This is a genomic window from Alloprevotella sp. oral taxon 473 str. F0040, from assembly GCF_000318095.2.
In the GTDB taxonomy this organism is placed as follows: Bacteria; Bacteroidota; Bacteroidia; order Bacteroidales; family Bacteroidaceae; genus Alloprevotella.
On record NZ_KB290716.1, the window covers coordinates 325,751 to 350,074 of the forward strand.

General features: G+C 46.8%; 21 protein-coding genes and 2 pseudogenes. 4 read left to right on the forward strand and 19 right to left on the reverse strand.

Annotation, left to right across the window (positions count from 1 at the left end; genetic code table 11):
* The first annotated feature begins 94 nt into the window (after positions 1 to 94).
* Positions 95 to 1,351: a VapE domain-containing protein gene (locus tag HMPREF9999_RS05450; protein ID WP_044063205.1), complete on the forward strand. Its 1,257-nt coding sequence runs from the start codon at positions 95 to 97 to the stop codon at positions 1,349 to 1,351.
* Positions 1,352 to 1,593: 242 nt separating this feature from the next.
* Here HMPREF9999_RS05450 and HMPREF9999_RS05455 read toward each other — a convergent pair whose 3' ends face one another.
* From HMPREF9999_RS05455 to HMPREF9999_RS05510, 12 genes and pseudogenes are all read right to left on the reverse strand, one after another.
* On the reverse strand, positions 1,594 to 2,124 hold the full coding sequence (locus tag HMPREF9999_RS05455) for a hypothetical protein (RefSeq protein ID WP_009437476.1): 531 nt from the start codon (positions 2,122 to 2,124) through the stop codon (positions 1,594 to 1,596).
* Between the two features lie 129 nt (positions 2,125 to 2,253).
* The gene (locus HMPREF9999_RS05460) at positions 2,254 to 2,781 is read right to left on the reverse strand and encodes a hypothetical protein (protein ID WP_009437477.1); all 528 of its coding nucleotides are present in this window, start codon (positions 2,779 to 2,781) and stop codon (positions 2,254 to 2,256) included.
* A gap of 23 nt (positions 2,782 to 2,804) precedes the next feature.
* Positions 2,805 to 3,884 (reverse strand): Gfo/Idh/MocA family protein, encoded by a 1,080-nt coding sequence (locus HMPREF9999_RS05465; protein ID WP_009437478.1) that lies wholly within the window; start codon positions 3,882 to 3,884, stop codon positions 2,805 to 2,807.
* Positions 3,885 to 3,900: 16 nt separating this feature from the next.
* A complete protein-coding gene (locus HMPREF9999_RS05470; protein WP_009437479.1) occupies positions 3,901 to 4,971 on the reverse strand; it encodes a radical SAM protein in 1,071 nt (356 codons plus the stop codon).
* A 99-nt stretch (positions 4,972 to 5,070) separates the two neighbouring features.
* Positions 5,071 to 6,777: pseudogene (locus HMPREF9999_RS05475) on the reverse strand (sigma-70 family RNA polymerase sigma factor).
* 397 nt (positions 6,778 to 7,174) lie between these two features.
* A complete protein-coding gene (locus HMPREF9999_RS05480) occupies positions 7,175 to 7,813 on the reverse strand; it encodes a hypothetical protein (RefSeq protein WP_009437482.1) in 639 nt (212 codons plus the stop codon).
* Positions 7,814 to 7,863: 50 nt separating this feature from the next.
* Positions 7,864 to 8,832: a polyprenyl synthetase family protein gene (locus HMPREF9999_RS05485; protein WP_232301279.1), complete on the reverse strand. Its 969-nt coding sequence runs from the start codon at positions 8,830 to 8,832 to the stop codon at positions 7,864 to 7,866.
* A gap of 116 nt (positions 8,833 to 8,948) precedes the next feature.
* On the reverse strand, positions 8,949 to 9,725 hold the full coding sequence (locus tag HMPREF9999_RS05490; protein ID WP_009437484.1) for a TatD family hydrolase: 777 nt from the start codon (positions 9,723 to 9,725) through the stop codon (positions 8,949 to 8,951).
* Positions 9,725 to 11,977 carry a S9 family peptidase gene (locus tag HMPREF9999_RS05495; RefSeq protein WP_083475830.1) on the reverse strand — a complete coding sequence of 751 codons (2,253 nt, stop codon included), beginning with the start codon at positions 11,975 to 11,977 and terminating at the stop codon, positions 9,725 to 9,727. The genes HMPREF9999_RS05490 and HMPREF9999_RS05495 overlap by 1 nt, the downstream gene beginning before the upstream one ends.
* A 100-nt stretch (positions 11,978 to 12,077) precedes the next feature.
* A complete protein-coding gene (folB, locus tag HMPREF9999_RS05500) occupies positions 12,078 to 12,491 on the reverse strand; it encodes a dihydroneopterin aldolase (RefSeq protein WP_009437487.1) in 414 nt (137 codons plus the stop codon).
* 173 nt (positions 12,492 to 12,664) lie between these two features.
* Positions 12,665 to 13,093 (reverse strand): annotated as a pseudogene (locus HMPREF9999_RS05505) (hypothetical protein); the annotation flags it as partial.
* 269 nt (positions 13,094 to 13,362) lie between these two features.
* On the reverse strand, positions 13,363 to 13,806 hold the full coding sequence (locus HMPREF9999_RS05510) for a hypothetical protein (protein WP_009437489.1): 444 nt from the start codon (positions 13,804 to 13,806) through the stop codon (positions 13,363 to 13,365).
* 139 nt (positions 13,807 to 13,945) lie between these two features.
* Here HMPREF9999_RS05510 and HMPREF9999_RS05515 point away from each other — a divergent pair, with 139 nt between their 5' ends.
* The 3 genes from HMPREF9999_RS05515 (at position 13,946) to lptC (ending at position 16,878) form a co-directional block, all read left to right on the forward strand.
* Positions 13,946 to 14,710, forward strand: coding sequence for a type III pantothenate kinase (locus tag HMPREF9999_RS05515; protein ID WP_009437490.1), 765 nt, complete (start codon positions 13,946 to 13,948; stop codon positions 14,708 to 14,710).
* 160 nt (positions 14,711 to 14,870) lie between these two features.
* Positions 14,871 to 16,187 carry a hypothetical protein gene (locus tag HMPREF9999_RS05520; RefSeq protein ID WP_009437491.1) on the forward strand — a complete coding sequence of 439 codons (1,317 nt, stop codon included), beginning with the start codon at positions 14,871 to 14,873 and terminating at the stop codon, positions 16,185 to 16,187.
* Between the two features lie 94 nt (positions 16,188 to 16,281).
* Complete coding sequence (lptC, locus tag HMPREF9999_RS05525) at positions 16,282 to 16,878, forward strand: LPS export ABC transporter periplasmic protein LptC (protein ID WP_009437492.1); 597 nt, start codon at positions 16,282 to 16,284, stop codon at positions 16,876 to 16,878.
* Positions 16,879 to 16,934: 56 nt separating this feature from the next.
* Here lptC and HMPREF9999_RS05530 read toward each other — a convergent pair whose 3' ends face one another.
* The 7 genes from HMPREF9999_RS05530 to HMPREF9999_RS05560 form a co-directional block, all read right to left on the reverse strand.
* Positions 16,935 to 17,264 (reverse strand): TfoX/Sxy family protein, encoded by a 330-nt coding sequence (locus HMPREF9999_RS05530; RefSeq protein WP_009437493.1) that lies wholly within the window; start codon positions 17,262 to 17,264, stop codon positions 16,935 to 16,937.
* Between the two features lie 158 nt (positions 17,265 to 17,422).
* A complete protein-coding gene (locus tag HMPREF9999_RS05535) occupies positions 17,423 to 18,517 on the reverse strand; it encodes a phosphotransferase enzyme family protein (RefSeq protein ID WP_009437494.1) in 1,095 nt (364 codons plus the stop codon).
* Between the two features lie 582 nt (positions 18,518 to 19,099).
* Positions 19,100 to 21,127: a dipeptidyl-peptidase 3 family protein gene (locus HMPREF9999_RS05540; protein ID WP_009437495.1), complete on the reverse strand. Its 2,028-nt coding sequence runs from the start codon at positions 21,125 to 21,127 to the stop codon at positions 19,100 to 19,102.
* Positions 21,128 to 21,221: 94 nt separating this feature from the next.
* Complete coding sequence (coaE, locus tag HMPREF9999_RS05545; RefSeq protein WP_044063150.1) at positions 21,222 to 21,812, reverse strand: dephospho-CoA kinase; 591 nt, start codon at positions 21,810 to 21,812, stop codon at positions 21,222 to 21,224.
* A gap of 60 nt (positions 21,813 to 21,872) precedes the next feature.
* Entirely contained in the window at positions 21,873 to 22,889 is a 1,017-nt protein-coding gene (locus HMPREF9999_RS05550) for a hypothetical protein (RefSeq protein WP_157049620.1), read from the reverse strand.
* A gap of 105 nt (positions 22,890 to 22,994) precedes the next feature.
* The gene (yajC, locus tag HMPREF9999_RS05555) at positions 22,995 to 23,309 is read right to left on the reverse strand and encodes a preprotein translocase subunit YajC (protein ID WP_009437498.1); all 315 of its coding nucleotides are present in this window, start codon (positions 23,307 to 23,309) and stop codon (positions 22,995 to 22,997) included.
* 38 nt (positions 23,310 to 23,347) lie between these two features.
* Entirely contained in the window at positions 23,348 to 24,277 is a 930-nt protein-coding gene (locus tag HMPREF9999_RS05560; RefSeq protein WP_009437499.1) for a transcription antitermination protein NusB, read from the reverse strand.
* Between the last annotated feature and the right edge of the window lie 47 nt (positions 24,278 to 24,324).

A 24,324-nucleotide genomic window follows, 5' to 3' on the forward strand; every position in this document is an offset into this window, starting at 1 on the left:
CAACAAGAAAATGAAAGAGGTCAGGAAGTTATCTATTCAATTACGAGTAACTTATAACGGTCTAATGACCTATTTGGGTCTAATCATTTTACTCATGACACACACCTTTCACCAACTTCTCCACCGCTGTGCCCAGTGGTGGCAACAACTCTGGCACGAATCGCCAGCCACCGTCACCGCTTCCAACTCACCAAGCCACGAACGTCGCTCTTATGTGCCTCAACAAGAAAAGGCTCTTCAGCTACTTCAAGCACGCTATGCCCTGCGCTACAACGTGATGACCGAAGAAGCGGAATATCGGCTCAAAACTGATGTTGCTTCCCCATGGCGTTCACTCGACCAGCGCACTTTCAACACGATGACCATTGACACCATCGATGCCAAACTCGGCATGTGGGGGCGCGATGTAGACCGCATCCTCCACTCTCACAAGATGGACAGCTTTCACCCCTTGCACGACTACATGGCACAACTTCCGGCATGGGACGGCCTTGATCGCGCCACTCCTCTGGCACAGCGAGTGAGCCACCACCCTCTGTGGGTAAAAGGTTTCCGCATTTGGTTGCGCGCACTTGCTGCCCTCTGGATGGGGCACTCCGCCTGTCGCAGCAATCAGCTCGTTCCCCTTTTGATCAGCGAGATGCAGGGGTGGCACAAGAGTAGTTTTTGCCGATTGCTCATGCCCGAACCGCTCCTGCGCTACTACACCGACCAGTTCACTCCCAACAAGGGCGCAGAACCGCTGCTTGCGCGCATGGGGCTCATCAATCTCGATGAGTTCGACCGCTATTCTCCACAGCAGTTGCCCAAGTTGAAAAACCTCATCCAACTCCAACACCTCTCTGTGCGCAGGCTCTACAAACAGGAGATGCTCGCCCTGCCGCGCACAGCTTCTTTCATCGGTACGAGCAATGAAGTTGAACTCCTCAACGACCCCACTGGTTCGCGCCGTTTTCTCTGCGTGCAACTTGAGCACGACATCGATTGCTCCCCACTCGATCATGCGCAACTCTTTGCGCAACTCAAAGCGGAGGTATTGGCAGGTGCACCACTCTTTCTGTCGAAGTCGGAAGAGCGCGAACTCGAGGAGCACAACCGCGCCTTTTGGCGTCGTTCGCCCATGATAGAGGTGTTGTGGCAATGTTTCCGCCTGCCCCGTGGCAGAGAAGATGGGGAACATCTCACCGCTTCCCAGATTTTTGTGGCGATGCAACAGCGTTTCCCTGCTGCTCTGCGCCAGCAAACTCCCGAAGGTCTTGGCCGTCTCCTCCGTGGTGAGGGTTTGCGTCCCACCCACACCCGACAAGGCAACACCTATCGACTAGTCCAGCTAAAGGAAGAGGGGGCATAACATAATAATGTCTACCCACAAGACTAATGTGGAATATACTTCACGCGCCAACTTCACTTTAGAAATTGGCGCGTGCAAATGACATGTTGGATGAGCGATACATCCAAACTTAGGAAACGGAATTCCACGTGTAGCAAATGAAAAACATTTATCGGACTGCAATAATAAAAAACATTCCCTTTTATTGATAATACAAGTGGCTTATTTCTTATTATCATTCATCATTGGGGGGGGAGAAAATTCTAAACCTCTGATAACACCTTTTCCGGACTTAGCGTTACAATCGTCTTTTTATCTTGAACAATATCTACTTGCCCGTTATATACTATATCAGACTCTTCATATTTCATATTTGGTTTGGCATAGTACACTTTCAGTCGATAATTGCCAGATGTCAATTTGCTCATCTTAAAATTGACATCGTATTTACAAATACAATCAGCAAGTGCTTCAAGGACATTATGGTACACGATAAGGGTTATCTGATTATCTTGATTAGCAATATTCACATAAATCTTTCTTACGGAACAGTTGGCTTTCAAATCTTCCAGTAGACACTGGGCTATACCGTCTTTGTCCAACTCTATACTTAATTTTGCTGGAATAGCATTGTTTTCTGCATAGAAGTCAGGACGTGTATCTGTCGGAGAGATGCTTAACTTACAATTAGAATTTGCAACATCATAAATTCTTAATGGCTCAAGAGCTACCTTCTCTGAGGAACATGCAGATAATCCACAGAAAAGGATTAGGCTGTAAAATACTTTTTTCATAATTACAAGGATTTTATATGTTGATATTTATATAAACGTAATTACAAGTTATTTCTTGCTTATATTATTACGTATTTCTGTTATTGCTGAAATCCGCAATAAAGACACACATTTTATGGATAGTGTTTACTATTCAATCAACTTCCCGTGTTTTTTGAGTATTGAGAGAAACTCTTCCCATTCTGCCGCTCTTTTTTCTTTTGCTTTTTGAATGGCCTTGTTCTCTTTAACATATTGACTATTGTCCTCAATATTGCGTGGGTAACAGTCACTCAGATAAAACTTGCCAGATTCTGAAACTAATGATAAGTCTGTGAAGATTTGACTATTGAAAGATGCCACAAACGTTGAAATATGGAGTAGAACCTTACCATACGAATGTATTTCTATGTTACGATAAATGGGAAAGAGCAGACTTGTCGGCTCAAAATCTTGAAAAATAATCTCACGGGTCTGCGCGTTGAAAGACTTGATGTTGTCAAGTGTAAAGAGATAGGGGCTTGAAGCGGCTCTTGTCATTCGGGCTGTCCCTATAGCAAACAATTCCGTTTTCGATGCTTGCACTGTGGGAGTTGAAGCAGACTCATCTTCATTGCTGCAACCAATAAACAGCAACGAGAAGATGAACGCCTGTAATACACAAAAGTACCTTTTCATAATTTATTGGATTTAATTAGTTATTATAATATGTGGTCGTCAATTATGTTCATATACTTCTTTATTTCTGCCATTAAGGAATAAACATGCTTGACACTTTCCAAGCAAAAGGCATGATTATCCTCGCATCTGTTTTCAACCATATCGGCAAACGCTTGAATTTCCGAGAAGAACCCTTGTGACACAATTTGGTTATTCCCAACCGTTGGTACAAAACCATTCCTTCCGTATAGGCTGACAACGGTTGCATTATTTTGGAAGACCTTTTCCAAAGGGATTCCCCATATAGCAGAGTGTCTTGGGGAAAAATCGAGTCTTTCCATTCTGTCCAATACATATTGTCCTTTGTCCGTACTAATACTTAATTGTTCCTGTGCATCCTGCCAAGAGTAATCTGTTGATAGTTCCAGCATCCCCGTTATACCTTGATGTTCCAACATAAGGAATAAGGTCTGGGTACCATCCTTACTGCGTATTTCCTCTGCCGCCTTTACCCTTGCTTTACCAAAGAGAAACGTAACATAGTCAAGAGGATGGATGAACAGGTCGAGCAATGCATCACCTTCAGGGTATAACCCTGTCAAATAGCGATAATGGTAATGCCGTTTCCCTTCACCTTTCAATCTCTTTTGTAGGATTTGAGTAGCAGGGGCAAAACGTCTTTGTAGTCCGACAACAATATGTTGCGAGCCATATAACTTGACCATATCAGTCAAATCTTTTAGTTCTTTTTCGTTCTCACACGGCGGTTTCTCTATGAAAAGGGATTTTCCAGACTTTATAACCTCGCGCGCAATCGTGAAGTGAGAGTGGGGATTGGTAGCGACAAAAACGCCCTTTACGCTTTCGTCGTCCAACACTTCCTGCAAACAGGTTGTGCCTTTCACGCCCTTGTATTTTTGAGGTATCAAAGCTGCTTTTCGCTCGGAGGTGCAACAGATGTACTTCAAGGGCAGTTGCAGGTATTGCATAACTGGTAGCAGGTTGCCGACACAATGATTTCCAATGCCCACAAGCGCATATTGCTGATTGTAGATCTTTTCCAAACCTCTGATGCTGCGGAAACGCTTGTATCTGTTAATGATTTTCCCAATATACTCCATATCTTGTTGTTCTTTCTTATATTCTCGTTATTTTCTTAAAATGCTTCTTGTAAGTAATTTTCCTGTCGTCTGTCCATTGGTACTTTCCATAGAACAGTTCTATCACTCGTTTCGGGAATATCCTCTCTAAGTTACGAAGCAGTATGATGTCGTACTTGCGATGGTAGTTAATCCAGCAACCGTTACACTCTTTGGAATATTGGCATTGGATGTCGCAGGTCTGCCGTGAATTGAAAATCTCGTCGAGTGTGTTCCTATGCACGTTTCCCAATACCACATCAAGGTTTTGGCACAACGGCACGTCGCCGTTCGAGTGGACGACCAACTCACTGAAAATGCTGTGGCAACGAAGTTTCAGCCTGTTGTGTTTCCATTCATCGTACAAAGCCACAAAGTCATAGTTCTCTTCGGTCTGATGTATGGTTAGTGGAATGCTGCTTATGTAGTCGTTTTCGTCCGCTTCCATCAGTTCCTTTGTCGTGTCAAAGAAAGACATCGTGCTGTAAATGCCTATCCGCACGTCAATGTCGTATTTCTTGGCAATGCCGATAACGTGCCTCATGTCCTCAAACGAGTTCCACGGCGAGAGACAGAACATCAGCGAGATGGGTACACAGTCCTTGCATTCCTCTATGACCCGTATCACTTTATCGTAGCCGTTGCACCCACGCATATACAGATAGGTTTCCCGGTCGCCGTCAAGCGATATGTACAGGTGCTTGGGGTGGTGATTTCTCACAGCTTCAACGACCTTATCCACAGCGAGGCAGTTGGAAAGCAGTGTATAGTTGGGATGATGCGTATCGAACCATTCCAATATCCTATCGGCATCGGGATGGAGCATGAATTCTCCTCCCTCCAATCCCACGACCGTTCGCTTTGACACGCATTGGCTGTTCATTATATTAATGATGTCCTCCAAGCTCAAGTTCTCCGTGGCTTTTTTCCAAATGGAGCAGTGTTTGCAACGCGACTGGCATCTTGTCGTCGAGTATATCATCAGTGACGTGAGTTCCTTGTGCTGCTTGCGCATCATGTTGTTGATAAATACTAATCCATTGTGGATATAGTCGTAAATTCCGTACATTCTGTTTCTTTGTCGGTTAATTATTCCTTATATTATCAAGGAGTACTAACCGATGAAAAGACTGCAAGCCCAGCATAACTTTTTAGAAGAAAGGTATACTTACCATGTGAGTCGCAGCCCGAAGGGAACAGTGATAAAGAATGGATGCTCGGTGCGATAGGTCTCTATTCCGCTGCCATTCCCAAAGTAATAGAACATGTTGGGTTCAAAGTACAGACTGAATGGCTTGAATATTTTGTACTGCACACCGATACCCAAGTTCACAGACAACTGATAACGTGGCTTGATGTCGCCTCTCAGCGTGAACGTCGAGTCGGACGTAACGACATACTTTTTATCAAACGAACTGTGGACAGGCATTTCAAATGTCACACCTCCCGTCGTATATGCGTTAAAGCGTCCCTTGCCCCATATACGATAGGTCAAGCGCAGTGGCATGCCAACATAATCTATCTTTTGTATTTTTATCAACTTCGCCTTGTGGTATTCACTTGTAAATTCAGACTTCAACCTCGTGTAGGTCAATCCCGTGCCGAAAATCCAATTCGGACTCAGCTGCTTGTTGAGGGATATTCCCAAGGTCTTCGGTCGATAGTGGTGCGCTTTCTCGTCCAACATGGCGTTTCCATCCGTTGCATTGTTTTGAGCTATCCATTCCATTTTTGCCCTCTCCACGGAATCCATCAATGCCTTGTTTCTCGTTAAATAGTTGCTATAATCTTCCCATGTGTACAACTTCGCCATTGCGCCACCATTGGCATAATCCACTACGGACAGATAGCCCAAATTGGGCAATGTGGCATTGGAAGCGGCATTGGAAGAATATCCCAAGTTGAAAGTCCAGGGATATTTTTTCTTCCATGAAGTGGATGGATACCCGTGCGTGTTGAGAGCAACGAGTTTATCTGAAGATATTGATGGCAAACGGAACAGAGAATCTATTACATTACTTTCCACCGCCAAGTGCTTTTGCAAGGAGTCTGTGCTGAGTGCCATTACATGCTGCTCGACATCCTTATTTTCTGTTCTTATTATATTTGTAGTATCGATCTTTGCGTACTGTTCATCTGTTCGCTCTTGCGCAAAATAGTTACTGATTTTTTTCTTGAGAGAGTCTGTTGTCTTTGTATTGTTCAGTATGTTGGTGTTATTTTCTGACGTTCCTGACTCTCTCGTATCCTCCTTGCGAGATTTCACGAAAGCGAAACTGCTTCCAGACTTCTTTTCATATTGATTCTTTGTAATGAAGTAGATATATAGAGGTATGAAAACTGGAAGCAACAGCACTTCTCAATAGTCGATCAGCATGTTGCGAAGTATTTTCTTTGCCCTAAACAACTGCGAGGAAGAACTGTGTGGGGCAATACCAAGCAACTTTCCGATTTCTTTGTGCGACAAACCATCCAAAACCGATAGTTTGAACACTTCCCTATCACCTTTGGGCAGGTTTTCGATGGCAGACAAAAGCACCTCCAATTCTATACTTTTGTCTAGGTCGCTTGATTCATCAACTGCAAAATCTATGTCCAACTGAGATAATGGGAAGTTACGCTTATCTGTACTTTTCAAATACTTTAAGGAAAGGTTTCTCACGATGGTTATCATCCAACCTTCCAATTGAGAATTGTCCTTCAAGTCTTTCAGTGACATAAAGATAATGATAAAAGCATCGTGCAAAATGTCCTCTGCCACACTTTCATCCTTGATATAGTGTCGGCATACGCCCTCCAGTTTATGGGCATACACTGTGTAAAGTTCTCCAAGAGCGTCCTTATCTCCTTGCTTGCAAGCGTCAATCTGTATCATTTATTTTATGGCAACAAAACTCCTTTTATTATAAAGGAGTGGATGAATACGAAAAGACTGCATGATTTTTCCTTGTTTTTTATAGCCATACCAACAATTTTTCATCTCTTCTTTTGTCTTAGAGTGTTATGTCGGTCGTAAAGTAGAAACAAATATAACCTGAGTTCGGTCTAAGCAATTCTGCTTTCTCTTTAAATTATTTCTATATTGAGCGAGGGTTTCTTTGGTAATAAACTATATGCTACCTGAATTCTGTCTAAGCTTTTGCTAAAAAAAGAATCTCGCCGACTAATCAGCTTAATCGGCGAGATTCTTTTTAAAATTCATGTTGTTCTAAAAACATAATAACTTTGGAGCGTACAAACTAATAAGACACGACTATAACAACCTACGGTCTTTATCGAGGCAGCTCAACTTTGGTGAGCGACTGATGACCATCGGTGAAGGTCGTTTTCAACCAGAGTTCTTTATTGCGAATTCGAGGTAGAGTGCAACGAGTCACTTCTGACTTAGGCAACCATCGTAATTGTTCACGCGTGAGTTCTTTGAAACTTCCCTCTACCGTTGTCACCACACGATTTTGATAGTTAGAAGCTATAAAATCCTGTGCTGTTGGGAAAGAAAGACGAGCTTGCGACGAAACATCAACCGTATCTTTGGGAGCAGCCACGGCAAGTAATTGCAGGCGCGACACATTGGTTACAATAGTAGTGGGAACTCTGGATAAAGCGTATGTAACCATAGGTGCGCCTTTCTCTCCATAGCTATTGGCTACAACCACAAACTCTTTACACTCACCAGATAAATCCTCTGAAGAATAAAACGGATTAGCGCAATACAGAGAATTGGAGATTTCATAGATGAGCGGAAACCTCTGCGTATTCTGCGTATTAATACGCACTTCTCGAGCAGAATAATACGTACGGATGGCACGGTCTATGGGAATAGGTGCCACGCTAGGAGTGGATTCAAAGTCACTACACGACCACAAACTGAATGCGCTCAACAAGAGCAGGATGCTTTTAACTGTTCTCATAAACAAGGTATTGATGGGGTTAGTAAGGAGAAGTGCCCGAAAATTGAAGGCTATTTATTGCGATTCAACAACGAGAAGGCATAGTCGCGCAGAGGGGTGGCATCGACGGAAAGACGAGGAAGTTCGCCTTCGGCTTCGTCAAAATAGGCAGCAATGCGCTGTTGGCAGCGTTCGGCTACGTTGTAGCGTGTGTAGACCGCCATGATGTCGCTGATTTTCTCAGTTTCTGTGGAATACAAACCCGAAGAATCTCCGACTGGTGTGGAGAGTTTCTGTAAGAAGGTTTGGGCTTCCTCTGGAGTCATCTGAGCAGTGGCAGCGTGGACGAGGAAGGTCTTTTTGCCGCAGAGGATGTCGCCCCCGATTTTCTTGCCAAACACAGCGGGATCGCCGAAAGCATCGAGATAATCATCTTGAAGCTGGAAAGCAAGTCCCACCTTCTCGGCAAATGAATAGAGCGCATCACAGTCATCAGCTGGGGCATCTGCCAAGAGTGCTCCCATCTTAGTGGCACAGCCCAAGAGGACGGAGGTCTTGAGACGAATCATCTCGATATATTCCGCTTCAGTGACGTGAGTGTCCTTTTCAAAATCGACGTCGTATTGCTGTCCTTCGCAAATCTCGATAGCACTGTTGGTGAAAAGGCGCAAGGCTTCGTGCCAGCGACCGATGCCTGTGGAAGAGATGAGTTTATACGCCAATAGGAGCATGGTGTCGCCCGAAAGAATGGCGGTGTTGTCGTCCCATTTCTGATGCACCGTTTCACGACCGCGGCGCATATCGGCACGGTCCATCACGTCATCGTGCACGAGAGTGTGATTGTGATACATCTCAATGCCGACAGCTGCAGAGAGCGCGCGGACATAGTCCTCACGATAAAGGCTATAGGCCGTGAGCAAAAGCATGGGGCGCAAGCGTTTTCCCCCACCAGCGAGAATGTAACGAATGGGTTCGTAGAGTCCCTTCGGACGTTGGGGATAGTTGAGGGCTTCAATCGCCGCTTCGATGTGTTTCAGCATGGGCATAGTCGTGAGGTTTTGGCTAAACTCCCTGATGTCCTTCACCATTTGAAAGAGGGTGACATCATAAACTCGGCTTCGGCAAGAAGAGCCTCGGCAGAGGGGAGGATAGGAGGTTATAACTTTAAGAGACGTCTTGCGTTGTCACAGGTGATGTACGACACTTCCTCGGGAGCTACTCCGTAGACTTCAGCCACTTTGTGGAGCACGAGGGGAATATGTGCTGGTTCGTTGCGCTTGCCCCGATAGGGGGTGGGAGCCAGATAGGGGGCATCCGTTTCGAGAACGATGCGCGAAAGGGGCACCGTAGTTTCGAGGACAGCTGGAAGGGTGCTTTTTTTGAAAGTCACTACCCCACCGATGCCGAGATAGAAGCGATCGAAGGCAAGGAGGTCTTCGGCTTCTTTGGCACTTCCTCCAAAACAGTGGAAGATGCCACCTGGTAGTTCGTCTTTGAGAGGCGACAACACCTCTAGCAATTCGTCATGGGCAGAGCGCATGTGGATGACGAGGGGGAGTTGAAAACGGATGCTCCATTCAGCTTGTCGGCGCAGCACTTCCATTTGTTCTGCTCTGCGCGAAGCATCCCAATACAAATCCACGCCTACTTCTCCAATAGCAATGAAAGGATTCCCCTCAACCATGAGCATACGCTCCATCTGGTCGAGTAGCGGAGTGGGATTGGGAGGTAGCTCCGTGGGGTGCAGTCCCAACATGGGATGGCAGAGTTCGGGCCACTCATCGCAGACAGCTAACATGGGGCCAACGGTGTTGGCATCAATGTTGGGCAGAAGGATTTTGTCGGCTCCAGCCTCGAGGGCGCGCGCCACGACTTCTGCGCGGTCTTCGTCGAACTCTTCTGCATAGAGGTGGCAGTGGGTGTCGATAAACATTATTTGAGATGCGCTTTGAGGTAGTTCAAGATATGGCTGAAAAGGTGATGGCGCGTGTTGCCACCATAGATGCTGTGGTTGCGGTTGGTGTAGACCTGCATGTCGAAAGGCTTATCGGCTTGCACCAAGGCCTCAGACATCTCAGCGCAGTTGCGGAAATGCACATTGTCATCGGCTGTGCCGTGAATGAGCAAGAGATCCCCATGAAGTTTAGCAGCACGAGCGATGGGATTGACCGCATCGTAATTGGTATTTTCCTTGGGCGTGCGCATATAACGCTCGGTATAGACCGTGTCGTAGTACTTCCAGTTGGAAGGAGCAGCAACAGCAACACCACAACGGAAGACGGGGCGACCATCGGTCATGGCCATGAGGGTGTTGAAACCTCCGAAGCTCCAGCCCCAGAGTGCGATGCGCTGTGCATCGACAAAAGGCAAGGTGGCGAGATATTGAGCAGCTGCCACTTGGTCTTGCGATTCGAGATCACCCAAACGCAAGTAAGTGCATTTCTCAAACTGTGCACCGCGTGCGCCTGTGCCGCGACCATCGACAATGACACTGATGAATCCTTCTTCGGCAAGCACACTTTCCCACTGACCACCGGCATAGAAACCTGTGCTCCAAGCATCTTTCACCTCTTGGCTACCAGGGCCGCTGTATTGATACATCACCACGGGATATTTCTTCGTGGCATCGAAGTTGCGTGGCTTCAACATCCAACCGTTCAACACGGTGCCATCGGCGAGTTTGAATTGGAAGAATTCTTGTGTAGTGCCGATTTTGTCGAAGCGTTCTTGCGCTTGCTTGTTGTCAATGAGCGTGGTGAGCACTTTTCCGCTGTGCCCCTCACGAAGCGTGGTCACAGGAACTTTGGCGAGTGCCGAGTGCACATTGAGGAAGTAGCGGAAGTCGGAGGAGAAGGTCGCTGCACTCGTACCACTTTCGGCGGTGAGGCGTTGCATCTGCCCTTTGACATTGGCTGAGTAGATGGCGGTTTGCAAAGGACTATCCTTGTGTGCGGCAAAATAGAAACGGCCATTCTTGGCATCGTAACCATAGAAATTGCTCACCTCATAGTCGCCTTTGGTGATTTGGCTCACGAGTTGTCCGTTGAGGGTGTACCAATAGAGGTGTTGATAACCGCTCTTTTCGGAAAGCATGGCGAAGTGTCCAGGATAGAATTGCAAATCGGTGTAGGCTGATTCGCGGAGATAACGCTCATTGGTTTCGCGAAGGGCGAGTTTTGCCACCCCACTACGAGGATTGACCATGTAGAGATCCATCTGCGATTGGTGACGATTGAGGGTCACCACGGCGAGTTTGTCGGCATCACTTGTGGCGATGATGCGAGGGATGTAGCCCTCTTCGGGAAGGGGCACTGCGAGTTGGCGGGTGGCACGGCTCTTGAGGTCGTAACTATGGACAGACACGGTGGAGTTTTGCGCACCAGCGATGGGATATTTATAGTCGTAGGTGCCAGGATACTCGGCATATTCTGGATGACGTGGGGATTGTCCCTCAAACATCTGCATGCGATAGACGGGAACTTTGGACTCATCGTAACGCACCCAGCACAACATCTGACTGTCGGCACTGAAATCGAAAGAAGCATTGGTGGAGAATTCTTCTTCATTCACCCAGTCGGGGATGCCATTGATGATTTCATTGCGCTTGCCATCTTTGGTGACTTGGGTTTCTGCATTGCCATAGAGGAGCTTCACGACAAAGAGGTTGTTGTCGCGCACGAAGGCAACGACATTGCCATCGGGAGAAAAGCGCGGAGACATCTGAGGACCTCCATCGGAAAGGGGAGTGAACTTGCCATTTGCCACATCGTAGATGTAGTAAACGGCTGTGGAAGTGCGACGATAGACGGCTTTGGTCTGCGTGCGCAACAAGATTTTCTTCTCATCAGGACTCATGATGTAGCCATCAATGCGCGAGAGTTTGGTGGTGCCGCGAGCTTTCTCTACATCGAAAATCACCCCAATCTCCTTACCAGTCTTGAACGAACTGCGAACGATGCGTTTGCCATCGACAGAAAGTTGAGAGTAGCTTTCACCATCGTTGAGGGGATGCACGCCATAAACGTGTTGAGGGGAGATGGTTCCTCCTGTGACGTCTTTAAGAGTGATGCCCGTAGTGGCTGATTGGGGTTGCGCTTCGTGAGAAGTAGCTGCGGAAACGGTGGTTTCTTGGCTAAATCCAAGCCCAAGCAAGAGTGTATAGAGGAGAGTTCTGATTTTAGACATGCGCATAATGAGGTATAATGAAGGAAGAAATAAACAATGAAAGTGGGGGAACAGGAGCGTTCCCTACAATATAAAACAGAAGACGAAACCAAAGTGTTGATTAAACCTCATCTTCTGCACGCGTGGCAGAGAGTCGCACACTACACCCCCGTAGATCTGCCCCCATAGGGGGATTGTCTTTTTGCACTTCCACGGTGGCACGTTGCACTTGTGGGAAGTGACGGAAGAGTTGTTGCAACAAGCGTGCGGCAACGTGTTCCAAGAGTTGCGAAGGTTGTGCCATCACTTCCTTTGCCAACTCGTAAACATCGGCATAGCTCACGGTGCCTTCGAGATCGTCGTGCTCCAATGCAGCAAGACTGGGCGCAAGCACTAGAAGAATCTGGAGGGTGAATCGACCACCCACCACACGCTCTTGGGGTAATACGCCGTGATGGGCGTAGAAGTGGAGATTGTTTAACCGAATCTCAAGAGGGGAATATTGAAGGGAAACAGCTGAGGATGAACTATTCATGAAGAGAAGAGGAGAAATGGGGTATCAAACGAGCAAGGACGCTCTGCATGCAACAGTCTATAACTCCGTGGCACTATGAAGCGAAGCGGAGCAGGGGCTATGAAAAACAAGAATTGATGCTTGTGGCATCAATCTTGAGTAAGGGGTTCATCGGAATCTCCGCAATTATTCGTATACTTTTTGAGTGCGCGCACCACCCCAGCCTTCCACGTGTTGATCGCATCGCTTTCGAGCTGGAGCGAATCAATGAGGCTGATGACATTCTCAACAGGCATGCCATGGCGCAACACCCCCGAAATGAGTTTGGCATAGTTCCAATACTCCTTGTTGAAGCGTGCCGAAAGCCCTTCAACGGTGGTCTTGTAGCCTCTTCGATTTTGGAATGAGAAATCGTAGCGGGACGTGCCATCGAAATTGAGATTCTTGACAATCCAACCCGTATTCACGCTTTTGGGAAGCACAATGCCTTCTTCGTCATCTTGAAGTCCCGTGAAAATCTCGTAGGGGCGACCCTCAAGCAAACCTACAAAAGCTACCCACTTCTCTTTCTTGTTTTGAAACCTCCACACATCGCAAGCCAAACTCTGTGGGCGATGCTCAATGCTCGCCATGAACTCACGCTCTTTGAGTTGCTCGAGTGCCAACTGCATGAGGCCTTGCACCAACGCTGGGGAAGCAGTACAAGCAGCAGCGGAGGTGGTGGCACTAGTTCCAGAAGAGACAGCACTCTCTGCAGCATACTGCAAGAGCCAATCCAGCACTTCTGCTTCAGAGTGCTGCACCTTCACCGCATCAAGCTGCAACAAAGCATGAGCCAATCTCTGCAAATCCTTCTCGAGAGTGGATTTTTCGTCTGATACGGATACGTTCATCATTCAGCAGCCAGTTTTTGCCAGAAGGCATCCAAGTCATCCGAGAGTCCCACCATTAAATCTTGTCCAAGAATCATGGTGTCGTCGTCGATAAGGAAAAGCTCTGCCACCGTTTGTTGCTCATCGTCGAGCAAGACGAAAGAGCAAGGGCGAAGCACTGACATCTCCTCTAAAAGAGGTTCGCAGCGTTTGAGCGCAGTATGAAGCACAGGCTGGATGGTGGTGTAGAAATCTTCGCTACAATTGCCGATCCATTCTTCCACTACACAGCGCGTAATTTCACGCTCATCATCATCGAAAACTAGAAGCTCTCCACTCTCTTGACGAACAAGCAGATAGAAGTCGGTGAGCACCGCATCCTCTTGAGGAATGGCGGCAAACTTTTCGGCCGTCTTCTTGAGGGCACGTTCGATTTGGTGGAGGGTTTGTTCGTTGGTATTCATAAAATCACTGTTGTCAGATGACCAATTCTACAGCAAAGTTAGTGGCTACTTGGCGAAATACAAAGATAAAACTTGCTTTTTTTGCTGATAGGCTGTAACTTTGCTCTCAAAACCACGTTATTCTTTCTATTCATCGCCCATGACGCTTACCATCGACCTCGGCAATACGCGCGCGAAACTCACTATTTTTGATGCGCAAGCCTCTATTTTAGAGCATCACTCGGTGGCACACGACGACCTCGTGGAGCAGCTGCGCCAGCTGCTGAGCATGCGCCCAGAGATTTGCCGCATCTGCTGGTGTGCTGTGGGAGAAATTCCAGCTGAATTTCCTGCGTTTTTGGCAAATTGCCGCTACGTGGTGCAACAACTCTGCCCTACGGCTCCGCCTTCGGGCATCACCCTCGGCTATCGCACACCTGCCACGCTTGGAGCTGACCGTTTGGCCGCTGTGATGGGAGCGCAATCGCTCCTCCCTCATCGCACTGTGCTTGTCATTGATGCGGGCACTTGCATCACTTTCGACCTCCTCCTCTCCGATGGTCACTACTTGGGCGGCAACATCAGCCCTGGACTCGAGATGCGCCTGCGAGCAATGTACGAGTTTACCGCACGCTTGCCCCTCGTTAGTGCTGAGGGTGATAATCCCGACTATGGATATGACACCATCACGGCCTTACGGAGTGGCGCGAAAAGTGGCATTCGTCTAGAAATCATGGGTTATCTTGCACAAGTGCGTGCAAAACACCCAGATGCTTGCGCTTTTTTAACGGGAGGAAACCGTTTCGACTTCGGCATTTCCACAGAAAGTTGCAACTTTGCAGCTGAAAGTGATGCTATTGCCATAGATAATTGTATCTTTGCAGATGAATATCTCGTGGCGCGCGGGCTAAATGCTCTGCCATGATTCCCCGAGAGAATGCACCTATTTTGCCAGTGTCATGAAACTTTACTTCCTAGCTTCTGTAGGGCTTACTTTTTCTAGATTGTAAGCACTCGTTGCTAGATGGCGCAAACTCGTAGGTGCTACGTCTCCTTTTCGCTTTTCTCCACAAGACTCTCTTTGTATGAAAAAAATACTGCTTTCTGCTCTCTTGCTTTCCACTGCTTTTCTCAACTTAGCCGCCCAAGAAACGGGGATAAACTCTGCCTTCACGCGCTATGGTCTGGGACGGATTAGCGACGGCTCGTTGGGCTTCAACAAAGCCATGGCGGGTACAGGCTATGCTTGGTACGATGGCAAGCAGCTGAACATGACAAATCCGGCTTCTTACGCACGTCTTGATTCGCTCACCTTCTTGATGGATGTGGCAGGTACGTTGCAAGCCTCTCGTCTCACAGCTACTGGACAGCACCACAGCACCAGCAGTCGCGCCTACTTCGATCATGTGGTGGGCGGTTTTCGCGTGCTTCCTGGATTGGGAGTCAGCTTTGGTCTACGACCTTTCACACAAGTGGGTTATGAGACTAAAACCAACGACGTGACTCTGCCTAACGGTTTTTCGAATGTTACCGCTATCCGCACCCACATCGGTGAAGGTGGTGTACATCGTGCTCATCTCGGTCTAGGCTATGCTCCATTGCGCAGTTTCTCATTGGGTGTGAATGCCAGCTATCTATGGGGTGTCACCACACACACAGCCACCACTTCTTTCACCGATGCCACTGTACCTACTCCGCGTGTGGCTTACGAATCGGAAGTGCGCTCACTGCACTTCGACTTTGGTGCGCAATACACTGCACGCCTCAACAAGAAGAATACACTGACCCTTGGTTTGACCTTCGCTCCCAGCCATGCTCTATCGGGCACCTCTACAGTCGATAATCAGATCATCTCTAACGGGCAGATTACATCTTCCAACGAACATTCTTTGAAAGATGCCTACAGTCTTCCTGCCACTTATGGTGCTGGTTTAATGTGGCAGCACAACGACCGCCTTCGTTTGGCTGTAGACTACACACACCAAGCATGGTCTAAAGCTACTCAAGCAGAAGTGGTGGCCAACAATAGCAATTCAAAGATGAGTTTCACCAAATCATCTGCTAATCTCCGTGATTTGGACAAAGTGTCTTTAGGACTGGAATACGTGCCCGCTCCACAAGGCTACACGTGGGCTGGACGTGTGCGCTATCGTCTCGGAGCTAGTTATGCTACTCCCTATACGCTTATCAATGGCCAAAAGGGAGCAGACACCTTTGTAGCTACTGCTGGAGTCGGTTTACCCATCTTGACCAACTACAATAATCGTAGTATGCTCAATATCTCCGCTTCTTACGAGCAACTTCGTTCGCAAGTGGGTAGCTCACTCACTGAGCGTAACTTCCTCCTCACCATTGGACTTACCTTCAACGAACGATGGTTCAAGAAATGGTTGGTAGATTAATTCTGAACTTCTCCTTTCTCCCTATAGCATAGCTTCATTTATCGTCATTGTTCGACGGCCATCTTCTCTAGTCTCTCCGCGTTCCCCCTTTCACATGCGCCAACTCTGCTATTTTTTCCTTTTGTCGTTTGCCATTGGTCTTGGAGCATGCAGCAACGATGCGCCTCCCCAGGCCGCTGCAGTACGACAGCGCGATTCTCTCCCCCTCATGACGAGTTACGGAATTTCCAAGCTCATCAGTGATTCGGGTGTAGTGCGTTATAAAATCATGACAGAAGAATGGCGTGTCTTTGATCGTACTTCCCCTCCTCGCAATGAGTTTCTCAAAGGGGTTTTTCTCGAACGCTATGATGCCAAGTTTAATGTAGACCTCTACATCACAGCCGACACGGCTTATTGGTATGATCAGAAGCTTTGGGAGCTGCGTGGACGTGTGCGAGTGCGGAATCTCCAAGATGGCACCACTTATACTAGTCAGCAACTCTATTGGGACAATGAGAAACATGAGTTTTACTCTAACGTGCCGATGCACATTGTGACACCCGATCGCGACCTTCAAGGCGACCGCTTCCGCTCGGACGAACAACTCACCCGCTACGAAGTACGCCGCACCCGTGGTTTCATCCCGATGCCCTCAAGCATGAGTAGTAGTTCTTCTGCTACTCCCGACACAACAAATACAGCGCAATAGCTTTGAGCTATTGCGCTGTATTTGTATATTCTGCAATCCTTGATCATTGGAGAGTTTTATTCTGCTTTCACTTTCTTCTTTCTCGGTTTAGGAAAAGGAAGGAGCGGTGCCAAGGTTTGCAGCACTACGATAGCATGCTGCCGATGTTCAACCGAAAGCACATAATGCTCTTTTGCTCCAGGATAGGGAAAACCTGTTTCAGCCTCAGCCATCAAAGTGGAGAGTTCAGGGAGCATCTTCACATATACGGTGTCATCGCATACAAGTGCCACACACTTTCCATCGAGATAAAGACCATATTCTCCAAACATACGCTTGGTTTCCACCACGCCAGCAGTGGACACTTGCGCCACTACATAATCTATGTATTCTTTTGATGTTGCCATGACTCTACTAATTTCTTATTGATTATCTTAGTCTTTATACTGCATATTACTCAGAGAGGAAATGGATTTCCCCATCTGCACTTCCTATCGAAGCACAAATGGGGAAGAATCTAAACAATATGTTGCGATGCACGCCACCTCTATCGGCGGAGCAAGGATTATTTCGCAAGCTTTTCTTGGATATAAGCCTCCATCTTAGGAGTGGCTTCTTCCACACACTCGAGCAAACGGAATTGATTGCAAGTACGCTCTAAATTGTGGAGAGGATGCTGCACCTTAAAGTAGGTGTCGCCATTGAGATAGTCTGCCAAGAAGCGGATGGCTTGCATGTAGGGGAAGAGAGCCACAGCATAAGGTAGATTTTCAATCTCGATGGGGGTGAGGAAGCTCTTGCCACCAGTGAGATAACCTTCGGTGAAGGCTTCAAACACATCAAAGCGGAAAGAGATATTATCGAGGTTGGGGTCATCTTCGCGCGTGGTGTTAGCAGCGGTGCGGAGGAAGTCACCAAAGTCAGAGAAGATAAATGAGGGCATGACGGTGTCGAGGTCAATGACACAAAGCACGTTGCCTTCCTTATCAAAGAGGATATTATCTACCTTAGTATCGCAGTGGCAGATACGCTTGGGAAGTTTACCTTCACGATAGAGCTTTTCACTCTTGGTCATCTCCTCTTCTCGTTTGAAGAGTTCATCGAGCAGGTGCTTCACCTCTGCCTCATCAGCGCGTCCAGCCTTATTTTCAGCTACAGCATCTTTGAGCTGCTTCAAACGGAACTCTATGTTGTGGAACTCCTTGATCGTTTCTCCTAGCTCTACTGGAATGTCTGCAAGCATGGCTTGGAATTCAGCAAAAGTCTTACCTACAATTCTGGCATTCTCGATGCTTACCCCACTCTTTGAGGTGGTATCTGAGATGAGCACCATGATGCGCCAATACTTCTCACCATCGAAATAATAGTAAGCACCTTCCTTAGTGGGAATGAAATGCAAAACTTTACGATCTATATCGGGCGTACCTGCAGCTTCCAATTTCTTGCGGATGTGCGAAGTTACTTCAATGATATTGTTCATCAATAGATCAATATCGGGGAAGATAGCCACGTTTACGTTCTGAAGCACGTAGTCAGGAGTATTTCCCGTGGTAGTTACGGCATAAGTAGTGTTGATAAGACCGTTTCCAAGGGGATGAATATCGGCAATTTCGCCTTCAATAGCGAATTGTTGAGCAATGTTTTTAAGATGTTGTTCCATTGTATATGGGAGCATTAGAAGATTTATGGGCGAAGTTACGTAAAATTTTCTACTTGAAGCCTGCTTATAGCAAGAAAAATGCAACTGAATTTTGCAAAACCAAACATTAAACAATGCTACGGTGCACAACTATTGTTGCTGTTGCTCTCGCACTTGACTAGAAACGAGGTGCGGTAAAATGTGAAGTAAATGCTGGCATTTAAACCACACAAGTACGCATGCTTGTTTATCGTTTTAGATAGTGCGACAAAAAATTTCGGAGCAGAAATGTCAGGAAATAAGGGAAGGTGTAGAATAGTCTGTTGAATCCGATGTTCTTATAGCCTATTATTACCGTTTGGAAGTTTACCAGACAGCAATATTTCACAATATACGGCCTAAAATCGGCACCAACTTCACATCTCCCTATTTTTGCGCATGCTATTAACGCATAAAAAAGAAAATCCTCGCTCAGTATTCTCTTGGAATACTAAGCGAGGAAGGAGGGAATGCACGGTAACTAGAGTGTTACATCCAATGTTGAACACTTGATAGTGGAAAATCAGATGTTGCAACTAAAACCGACATTTTTGAGTTTAGCACTTATTCATTGACGAGTGGCAAGAAGTGATAGTCACGTGAATAGCGCAAATTTTGTGCATCAAAGGCTTCGTCGTAACTGATGGTGACATCAGTAATGTTACCCTGAGCATCACGCACAGCCTTGTACACAGGATTGATGAATCCCTTGTAAGGTGATAGCTTCAAGCGAGCATAACGGTCGAGTATCTCCTTGTGCACCTTGGCATCTACTTGCACACCATAGGTTTCTACGAGTTTACGTGCACCTTCATAGTCACCCTCACTCTTGATGCGCTGAATCTCAGCGAGCAGTGTACCAAAGAGGTGGCGCATTTCGGCATAGTCATTGACACGAACAAAGGTTTTACCTTTCTGCTTCACCAACTCTACACAGGGTTTAGCTGTCTTTTGAGACTTTGCTTGTTCGAGCACCCAATGTGCAATCAAAGCACGGTTGCGCATGTGAGCTTCTTCGATGGTGTTGCCAGGCTTAATGCGCACCAATTGAGTAAGCGCACCATTCTGAATGTAGCTATAGTAGGAAGCTTTGTGCGCATCCATGTTGGGAGTAAGCCCCAATTCTACAAGTTTTGGATCAGCTAAATAGTAGAGAGCAAAGAGGTCAGCACGGGCTTCTTCGATGGTAGATCCATAGGATTTCAATGAATCAGGGTCTGTGCCTGGGAGAAGTTGTCCACTACCATGTCCGAGGCATTCGTGAAGGTCGGTGTGCAAATCATCACAACGGTCGCCATACTTCAGAATCAACTGGCGCGTAGGCTCATCAATAATAAACTCCTTGTCCATGCCACTTCCATGAGCCGCCTTTGCATAAGCCGAAGTGAGGTTGGAAATGGTGACAGACTTAGAACCGAAGTCACGACGAACCCAGTCAGAGTTAGGGAGGTTGATGCCAATAGCTGTGGAAGGATAGAGGTCACCAGCTAGGATAGCTGCTGTGATTACCTTAGCCGAGATACCCTTTACTTCCTTCTTTTTGAAACGTGAATCTACTGGGCTATGATTTTCAAACCATTGTGCATTGACGGCCAACTGATGTGCGCGTTCTGTTGCAGCAATGTCTTTGAAGTTGACAATGCTTTCCCAAGAGGCTTTCATACCGAGAGGATCACCATAGGTTTCGGTAAATCCATTGACAAAGTCTACCAAGCTCTCGGTGTCTTTGAGCCATTGGATAGAATATTTATCGAAAGTGCGGAGGTCACCCGTGCGGTAGTACTCAATGAGACGACGAATAACACCTGCTTGTTGCTCATTTTCAGCAAAAGGCTCTGCGGCTTCAAGGTGCTTGACTATCTGTTCGATGGCCGAACCATACAAACCTCCCACGCGCCACACACGCTCTTCGAGAAAACCATATTCGCCGCGCACTAAACGAGAGTTCAAACCCATCATCACTGGACGTGGGTCGCCAGCGGGCTTACGTTGAGCATAGAATTGCTCTGCCTCAGCTTGGGTGACATCGTGGCCGTAGTAGTTGCCAGCACTAGTGAGCACAAGATCGTCTCCATCCTTCTGATTGACACGCATCTTGAGGATATTGGGATTAAACATGGCCTCCAACACCTCATCATCTGCCTTATAGTTAAGACCAGCCAGCGTGGTGCGCAACCATTGTTCGGAGAATCCAGGCTCAAATTTCTCATTACCATAATGGTGATGGATACCTGCGGAGAACCAAACGCGCTTCAGATAGAGGGTGAGGGCTTGGAAGTCCTTAGACTTGCGGTCGCCCTTATAGTCGCGATAGACAGTTTCAAGCAAATCGCGGATGCGGAGATTGTAACGTCCGTTTTGGTCGAATAAAATATCGCGACCTGCTAGAGCTGCTTCGGAGAGATGATAGATCAGTGTCTTCTGTCGCAACGAGAGTTTCTCAAAGCCTTCCACTTTATAGCGGAGCATTTGAATGTCGGCAAACTGTTCGTTGGTGTACTTGAAGTCGTCGGTTTGGGCAGTGGCGGTCATTGTACCACCTGCTCCCAAAGCTGAAAGAGAAATAAACATAGTAAGTAAGGAATGCTTCATGCTTTATAAGAAATAGAGTATGAATAATATCGTGTTATATAGGAGATACACGGTGGAGAAGGCTTATCTTCTCACACGGTATATCCATTTTATCTTATGGTAGTAAGCCTATTGAGCGAAGCTGCGTTGCGACATCTGCTTTACCATCATTAACAATGGTGAGATCTGCCAGCTTTTGCTTTTCTGTTTCAGGCATCTGCAGGGCTATCCATTGCAAGGCTGTCGGGCGATCGATGTGGTCGCGTGCCATAATACGAGCGATGCGCTCCTCTTCAGGACAAGTGACAAGAAGACTTTCATCTACCAATCGTTGCCACCCCACTTCAAAAAGTAAGGCACACTCCATATATATGATAGGGGATTCGGCATGTTCCTTCACAAAACTTCGCCAGGCTTCCTCTACTCGCGGATGAACGATGGCATTCACCCTTTGACTGTGGACTTCACCTTGACAAAGATAGGCCGCTACTACGGATTTCACCAAACGACCTTCTGCATCATAAACGCCTTCTCCCAAAAGATTACGCAATTCTTGTTGGACCCCGGCATGGGTGCGCATAATGTGCTTAGCAACATCATCTGCATAGAAGATAGGAGTTCCCATCTGTACAAGCATTTGACATACATAGCTTTTACCAGATCCTATGCCACCTGTGACTCCTATGGTTCGTGGAGATGAAATCATATAATTGGATGAAGTAATCTTGAAAACGTTTAAGAGCAACCACTTGAGTGTTTTCCAGAATCACTCAGTTTCGCTACTATTTTCTTGGATAATAAATTCCACCTGTTCAGGACGTACACGCACACGTCTTACTCCAGGAGGAGTCGAACGAGGACGCGCTGTAAATGTATTGCCAGGAAGATTGATTAAGTCTTCGTAGCGTGCTATAATGACAAAGCTGCTCGCATTGATTTTCTCATGATCACGCACGCCGACTTGATATTCTATGCGCACCTTCGAAGGATTGGTGTGGAGTGTCTTAGAGGCAGGGAAGTTTACACCTTGCACAGGCACTTCAACTACACGCTCTACCATGCGGTCGGTAATGATGCCCACACGTATACTAGAGAGTATGGTTTTCTTTGCATCGAGTGCCACATATTTCACCCCAGGCACTTTTACAAATCGACAGCGCATATTGAGAGTATCCTTGACCTTACCCACATGCACAGGGTTGAGTCTAGCAAACTGCATGGTGTCTATGATGTGTTGTGGCCCATAGACCATCACGCGGGGATGAGCGATTTGCGTGTCTATCCAGGTATAGCCAGAGTCGGGCAAAACAGTGCCTTGAAACTTCACATCAAGCGTGCGACCCTTACCATAATAGTTATAGTAGATGTCAATGTTATCAGGGCGATAGCCAACCAATTGTGTGCCATCGAGGGTGGAAGCAAAGCTTTTAAGCAAGTCTCGTGTGCGAAGCGTAGCATGCCCTCGGCCGTTTTCAATGTCTTTCCAGTGAATAGCAACAGAGGGAAAACTACGTATGAACCGATAGCGCAACAAGGTCACCCCTTTATCTCGGAGCGTAACATGAATGTAGTCGGGAGGCCCCGTGGTGACATCCACATTACTGGGCACATCTACCAAACGCACGCGGAGTGCAAACTCGCGTTCATAGGTATCGTTGAGCTTCTGAAAGACCCAAAATGAAGCAGAAAGGAGCAGAAAAAACAAAAACGTGAGGAACTGCCTATTGTAAATGCGACGTAGGCAGTTCTTCACGAATTGAAGAAGGTCAAAATCACTGCGCATGATGGAGGAGATTTTGGAGAACATGGGATCAGCCTCCCACAATATAAGAAGGAACTAAGTGTGGGTTATTGCTCACACTTAGTTCCTTTTGTGAGCTACGCTAGGTTATGCTTGCACGGGTGTGGTACCTGTGGGGTTGATAGCAGCTTTTTCAAAACGAAGATCCACACCTGTAGCCACATGAAGCGTTACAGTAGTGTCATCCATAGCTTTGATGGTGCCATGAAGTCCACCGATGGTCACTACAGCTTGGCCTACGGTGAGCGAATTACGGAAGTTATTGATTTCCTTCTGCTTCTTTTGCTGTGGACGAATCATAAAGAAATACATCACAGCACCGAGAGCCACAAACATCAAGATGGTTGGCCACATAGAAGGTTGCTCAGCAGCAACGAGCATAGCGTTGAGAAGAGTAGTCATATTAAGAACAAATGAATGAAAAAATTAGAAGAATCAGATTACTTAAGCAGCACGCCCTCTTCCTTGAGTCGCTTGGTGATGTTATCAATCATACCATGAATGAAACCAGCAGAACGAGGAGTACTATAAATTTTGGCGATATCAAGATACTCGTTGAAAGTAACATTGAGTGGAATGCTGGGAAACTCAAGAATCTCAGCCAAAGTGATTTGCATAATCACCAAGTCCATGAAAGCGATGCGATTGAACTGCCACTTTTTTGTGCTACTCTTGATGAGGTCTCTCAGTTCACCACAGCGTTCAATCGTTGTTTTGAACAAACGGCCAGCAAACTCTTGGTCTTCTTGAGCTGCATAAGCAGGCAGCAATTCTTGTGCCACTCCATTCTCAGGCTGGAAGCGTTTGATGGTTTTCAGCACGAAAGAGTCCACTATCTCCTTGTCATCATTCCAATAGAGACTTTGCTCTTCTAGCAAGCTATCGAATTCTTCCGACTTTTCTACATGATTTTTATAGAGTTTGCGCACAAGTTCACGGTCTGTCTCGTAGTCATGCTCTTTCATATCGACATAACGCAAGAAAAGGTCGTCGTTAAGCCAAGCATCATAGAGTTTTTTGAGGAAGGTGTCTTCACTATTCCAGCTCCACTTCTGAGCAGCTTCAAATTCAAGCAGAGTTTCATTCTCAGAAAGTTGCTTCAAGAAAAGGTTATCAGCCAAAAGACGATCATTGGAAGGGGCATCATTGCCACCCACACGCTGTTTTTTAGCTTCACGAGCGACATCCACACGTTCTGCTCTGCGGCGGAGTTCCACCAAGAGCAAGAGCATAAGACGATAAAGGTCATAAGCCTTTTGAAGGCTAAAGTCAAGTTCTTTCAAGGCTACCTCTGTAGTTTTGCCTTCGTTCTGATAGTACGCATAGATAAGTTGAACGACTTTCAGACGGATAAGTGCACGATTAATCATTGTCGCAAGATTTAATTCTGTATGTGTCTCCGTTGAGACTGTTAAGT

Coding starts and splice junctions, on each gene's coding strand:
- HMPREF9999_RS05450 (WP_044063205.1), top strand. CDS start 95: ATGACACACACCTTTCACCAACTTCTCCACCGCTGTGCCCAGTGGTGG.
- HMPREF9999_RS05455 (WP_009437476.1), bottom strand. CDS start 2,124: ATGAAAAAAGTATTTTACAGCCTAATCCTTTTCTGTGGATTATCTGCA.
- HMPREF9999_RS05460 (WP_009437477.1), bottom strand. CDS start 2,781: ATGAAAAGGTACTTTTGTGTATTACAGGCGTTCATCTTCTCGTTGCTG.
- HMPREF9999_RS05465 (WP_009437478.1), bottom strand. CDS start 3,884: ATGGAGTATATTGGGAAAATCATTAACAGATACAAGCGTTTCCGCAGC.
- HMPREF9999_RS05470 (WP_009437479.1), bottom strand. CDS start 4,971: ATGTACGGAATTTACGACTATATCCACAATGGATTAGTATTTATCAAC.
- HMPREF9999_RS05480 (WP_009437482.1), bottom strand. CDS start 7,813: ATGAGAACAGTTAAAAGCATCCTGCTCTTGTTGAGCGCATTCAGTTTG.
- HMPREF9999_RS05485 (WP_232301279.1), bottom strand. CDS start 8,832: ATGCTGAAACACATCGAAGCGGCGATTGAAGCCCTCAACTATCCCCAA.
- HMPREF9999_RS05490 (WP_009437484.1), bottom strand. CDS start 9,725: ATGTTTATCGACACCCACTGCCACCTCTATGCAGAAGAGTTCGACGAA.
- HMPREF9999_RS05495 (WP_083475830.1), bottom strand. CDS start 11,977: ATGTCTAAAATCAGAACTCTCCTCTATACACTCTTGCTTGGGCTTGGA.
- folB (WP_009437487.1), bottom strand. CDS start 12,491: ATGAATAGTTCATCCTCAGCTGTTTCCCTTCAATATTCCCCTCTTGAG.
- HMPREF9999_RS05510 (WP_009437489.1), bottom strand. CDS start 13,806: ATGAATACCAACGAACAAACCCTCCACCAAATCGAACGTGCCCTCAAG.
- HMPREF9999_RS05515 (WP_009437490.1), top strand. CDS start 13,946: ATGACGCTTACCATCGACCTCGGCAATACGCGCGCGAAACTCACTATT.
- HMPREF9999_RS05520 (WP_009437491.1), top strand. CDS start 14,871: ATGAAAAAAATACTGCTTTCTGCTCTCTTGCTTTCCACTGCTTTTCTC.
- lptC (WP_009437492.1), top strand. CDS start 16,282: ATGCGCCAACTCTGCTATTTTTTCCTTTTGTCGTTTGCCATTGGTCTT.
- HMPREF9999_RS05530 (WP_009437493.1), bottom strand. CDS start 17,264: ATGGCAACATCAAAAGAATACATAGATTATGTAGTGGCGCAAGTGTCC.
- HMPREF9999_RS05535 (WP_009437494.1), bottom strand. CDS start 18,517: ATGGAACAACATCTTAAAAACATTGCTCAACAATTCGCTATTGAAGGC.
- HMPREF9999_RS05540 (WP_009437495.1), bottom strand. CDS start 21,127: ATGAAGCATTCCTTACTTACTATGTTTATTTCTCTTTCAGCTTTGGGA.
- coaE (WP_044063150.1), bottom strand. CDS start 21,812: ATGATTTCATCTCCACGAACCATAGGAGTCACAGGTGGCATAGGATCT.
- HMPREF9999_RS05550 (WP_157049620.1), bottom strand. CDS start 22,889: ATGCGCAGTGATTTTGACCTTCTTCAATTCGTGAAGAACTGCCTACGT.
- yajC (WP_009437498.1), bottom strand. CDS start 23,309: ATGACTACTCTTCTCAACGCTATGCTCGTTGCTGCTGAGCAACCTTCT.
- HMPREF9999_RS05560 (WP_009437499.1), bottom strand. CDS start 24,277: ATGATTAATCGTGCACTTATCCGTCTGAAAGTCGTTCAACTTATCTAT.